This window comes from Pseudomonas sp. YA1, from assembly GCF_058680555.1.
The window spans coordinates 1-3276 of record NZ_JBZWBG010000041.1; the positions used below are offsets into that span (position 1 = coordinate 1).

The window sequence follows — 3276 nt, forward strand, 5'->3', positions numbered from 1 at the left end:
ATCTGATCGAAAGCACGAGCGGAACCACCCCAGGTGTCGGAGCAGACCTTGGTCAGTGCAGCGGTCAGAGTGGTCTTGCCATGGTCAACGTGACCGATGGTGCCGACGTTGACGTGCGGCTTGTTCCGTTCAAATTTTTCTTTAGCCATGGAGACCATCCCCTTCAAGGAATTGAGCGGATCACGCTACCATTAGAACAAGGGCAGATATTTTCATATCTGCCCCTGGATAAATGGAGCTCATGAGCGGATTTGAACCGCTGACCTCACCCTTACCAAGGGTGTGCTCTACCAACTGAGCTACATGAGCGAAACACAAGCAACTTGACTGGAGCGGGTAGCGGGAATCGAACCCGCATCATCAGCTTGGAAGGCTGAGGTTCTACCACTGAACTATACCCGCGGAGCCCGAAGCTCACGCTTTTAAACTGGTGGAGGGAGAAGGATTCGAACCTTCGAAGTCTATGACGTCAGATTTACAGTCTGATCCCTTTGGCCACTCGGGAATCCCTCCAAACTGGTGGGCGGCATTCTCTACGTCTGCCACCTTGCTGTCAAGAGTTTTCTCTTAAAAAACCTGAACTTAGGTTTCAACAGCAACTTCATGGTAGGAGTCTTTCAGACTTCCCCCTGCGAAGCGGGCGCCATTCTATGCAAACCATCAGGGGGATGCAACACCTTTGCACGACATTATTTGATGCTGCAATCCCTTGAAGTCCCGAGCCAGCTCCTGGAGCAGTTGCTCATCCACCAGGCGCCGGCTGCCGGGGGCCACCCTTACCCAGAAATCACGCTGCCCGCGGGGCAATTCCTTCAGCTCCGCCTCGTAACCTGCCGTCTTGAGACGCGCCTGCGCACTTTCAGCCGAATCCCGCGCGGAAAACATCCCCAAAGAAATGCCATTGGCCAGCACTCCCTCGCCAATCAGGTAGCTGTCGATATTGCGCGCCTGAAGCTCCTTCAACTGACGAAGCGCAGCCTCCCGCGAGGCCAGCGGAGGAAGATAGACCCAGTAATCGACGCTCATCTCCCCACGGGCCTCGACCTCCGCCTCGATATCCAGGCCCAGCAGGCGCTGCTGCAACCTTCGGGCATCCGCCTCCTCACCGCCTCCGCCAAGATAGAGACAGGCCGACTCGGATGCGATCGACTCTTCGGCAGCCGAAGGCACACTCGGCGCCGGCACCTGCGACCCCGAGCGCGCCCTGGAAGCAAGGTTGCTCTCGGCCAACAGCAGAATGTTCTTCTGCCCATCCTTATAGAGTTCCAGCGGTGCGATTTCCTTGGCCCGTAGCGGGGATTGCTGCTGGTGCCAGACGTAGTAGAAGACGTTCAGGGCCAGGAGAAACAGGAAGAACCAGCGCATAGATCCTCTCACTCAATCGGGCAAGCCAGTGCCAGCCCTACGAAAACCAGGTCCGGCATGATCCGGGCGCCAGCCAGTTCGTCGCGAACCAGTTCGGCATCCCCACCCGTCAGGAATATTTCACAATCCGGACCGAGCAGCTCGCACGCCATGGCGTACTGCTCACGAACGAACCCCCTGAGCATGAGCAGACAACCCCGCTCAACCGCCTCGGCCGTGGCATGCCCTGGCTGGAGACTGGCAAGCGCCCGACGGGCCTCTGCATCGTCGTAGCGGATACGTCGGGTATGGGTGCGCAACTGGCTTCTCATCAGGGTCATGCCCGGGCATATGTAGCCCCCCAGATGCACTCCATCCGCCGCGACCAGGTCAGAGGTGACCGCGGTCCCCAGATCAATGACCAGGCAGGCCTTCTTAGCCAGGTGATGAGCCGCGACGAGGGCCAACCAGCGGTCGAGCCCCAGGCGCTGGTAGTCGAGATAGCCGTTGCGCACTCCCGCCAACTGCTTGCCGGATGATGCAACCAGCGCCGAAACCGGGAACAGCTGCTCCAACCGTGCGACCAGTTGCGAGGTTTCCTGCTCGCTGCGAACGCTCACCAGGCGACAGGCTCGCACTGGCAGCGCTTGCTGCGATGTTAACTGTTCGACCAGGGCATCATCGGACTCCGCAAGGCCACCGGCGACCGACCGTGCCGCGCCCTCGATGACCCGCCACTTGATCAGCGAGTTTCCACAGTCGAGCTCAAGAATCATTGACGCAACCTCAAACTAAGCTCCCCTCCACTGAAACCCTGCTCCACGCCATCCACCTCGAGACGCAGCGCTCCTCGGCTATCGACACCCAACACGCGACCCTCGATGGAACTCAGGGCAGTCGAGAGAATGACCTGGGCACCCTGCCAGAGATTGCAGGACTCCCACTCCTCGCGACTTGCAGCAAAGCCTTCGCGCGAATGCCTATCGAGATAATCGGCCAACTGCCGATTGAGAGCAGAGAGCAGCCGCGAACGATCCACCAGCTCCCCCAGCGCTTCGCGCAGGGAGGTCCAAGGCTGGCCGATATCAGTGGCGGTCTTCATGTTGACGTTGATCCCTATGCCGATAACGACATGACACAGATCCGCGGGGTCGCCACTCAGCTCCAGGAGAATTCCGGCGATCTTCTTGCCTCCCTGCAGAACGTCGTTCGGCCACTTCAACCCGGCGTCCCGGACGCCCAAGGACTCCAGGGCCCGGAGCACCGCGAGACCGACAACCAGGCTCAACCCTTCGAGCTCCCGAGCGCCCCCCCTGACAGTAATGGCCAGAGAATAATAGAGGTTCTCTCCATAGGGACTGACCCAGGCTCGCCCGCGACGTCCACGCCCGGCAGTCTGCTGCTCGGCGACGATAACGAAAGGCGTCGAGGCTCCAGCCGCGAGCCTGCGCATGGCCTCGCTATTGGTTGAATCGACGGTGGGCATGATCTCGACAGGCCAGAGGCTGTCGATCTTCCGCGGATCCAGGAGACTGAGGGGACTCGCCAGGCGGTAACCCCGGCCACGCACCTTGTGGAACTGCAGGCCATGTTCAGCCTCCAGGTGCTGCAAGCGTTTCCAGACTGCACTGCGACTGATGCCCAGTACCGCCCCCAACTCCTCACCGGAGTGGAATCGCCCGTCTTGAAGTAGTTTCAGCAAGGTCTGCATAGACGCCCCACACTAGCCAGGCACGCATCATATAGAGGCACTTGCGCTTTGCCTACGAAAAGCCCTGCCGTATAGCTGCCTTTTCCCCGGATTTTCGCAGACTTTTCCGCGCGCAAAAGCAAAACCCCCGGTCATCACTGACCAGGGGTTTTGGGATAGGAGCTTGACGATGACCTACTCTCACATGGGGAGACCCCACACTACCATCGGCGATGCGTCGT

The 3276-nt window shown here is 59.6% G+C and carries 4 protein-coding genes and 3 tRNA genes; all 7 read right to left on the reverse strand.

Annotation, left to right across the window (positions count from 1 at the left end):
• Positions 1-149, reverse strand: a 149-nt coding sequence (locus AC4OR5_RS30815) for a GTP-binding protein (RefSeq protein ID WP_235594429.1), incomplete at its 3' end; no start/stop codon positions are given.
• An 84-nt stretch (positions 150-233) separates the two neighbouring features.
• A tRNA-Thr gene (locus tag AC4OR5_RS30820) sits at positions 234-309 on the reverse strand.
• A 19-nt stretch (positions 310-328) separates the two neighbouring features.
• Positions 329-402, reverse strand: a tRNA-Gly gene (locus AC4OR5_RS30825).
• Between the two features lie 26 nt (positions 403-428).
• Positions 429-513: transfer RNA gene (locus tag AC4OR5_RS30830), tRNA-Tyr, on the reverse strand.
• A 147-nt stretch (positions 514-660) separates the two neighbouring features.
• A complete protein-coding gene (locus tag AC4OR5_RS30835; protein ID WP_003093767.1) occupies positions 661-1365 on the reverse strand; it encodes an SPOR domain-containing protein in 705 nt (234 codons plus the stop codon).
• Positions 1366-1373: 8 nt separating this feature from the next.
• The gene (locus tag AC4OR5_RS30840; RefSeq protein WP_031755330.1) at positions 1374-2120 is read right to left on the reverse strand and encodes a pantothenate kinase; all 747 of its coding nucleotides are present in this window, start codon (positions 2118-2120) and stop codon (positions 1374-1376) included.
• Positions 2117-3055 (reverse strand): bifunctional biotin--[acetyl-CoA-carboxylase] ligase/biotin operon repressor BirA, encoded by a 939-nt coding sequence (birA, locus tag AC4OR5_RS30845; protein ID WP_016252943.1) that lies wholly within the window; start codon positions 3053-3055, stop codon positions 2117-2119. Before birA ends, AC4OR5_RS30840 begins: the two co-directional genes overlap by 4 nt.
• Positions 3056-3276 lie beyond the last annotated feature (221 nt).

Excerpts from the sequence above, each read along its gene's own strand:
- AC4OR5_RS30835 (WP_003093767.1), bottom strand. The coding sequence starts at position 1,365 with ATGCGCTGGTTCTTCCTGTTTCTCCTGGCCCTGAACGTCTTCTACTAC.
- AC4OR5_RS30840 (WP_031755330.1), bottom strand. The coding sequence starts at position 2,120 with ATGATTCTTGAGCTCGACTGTGGAAACTCGCTGATCAAGTGGCGGGTC.
- birA (WP_016252943.1), bottom strand. The coding sequence starts at position 3,055 with ATGCAGACCTTGCTGAAACTACTTCAAGACGGGCGATTCCACTCCGGT.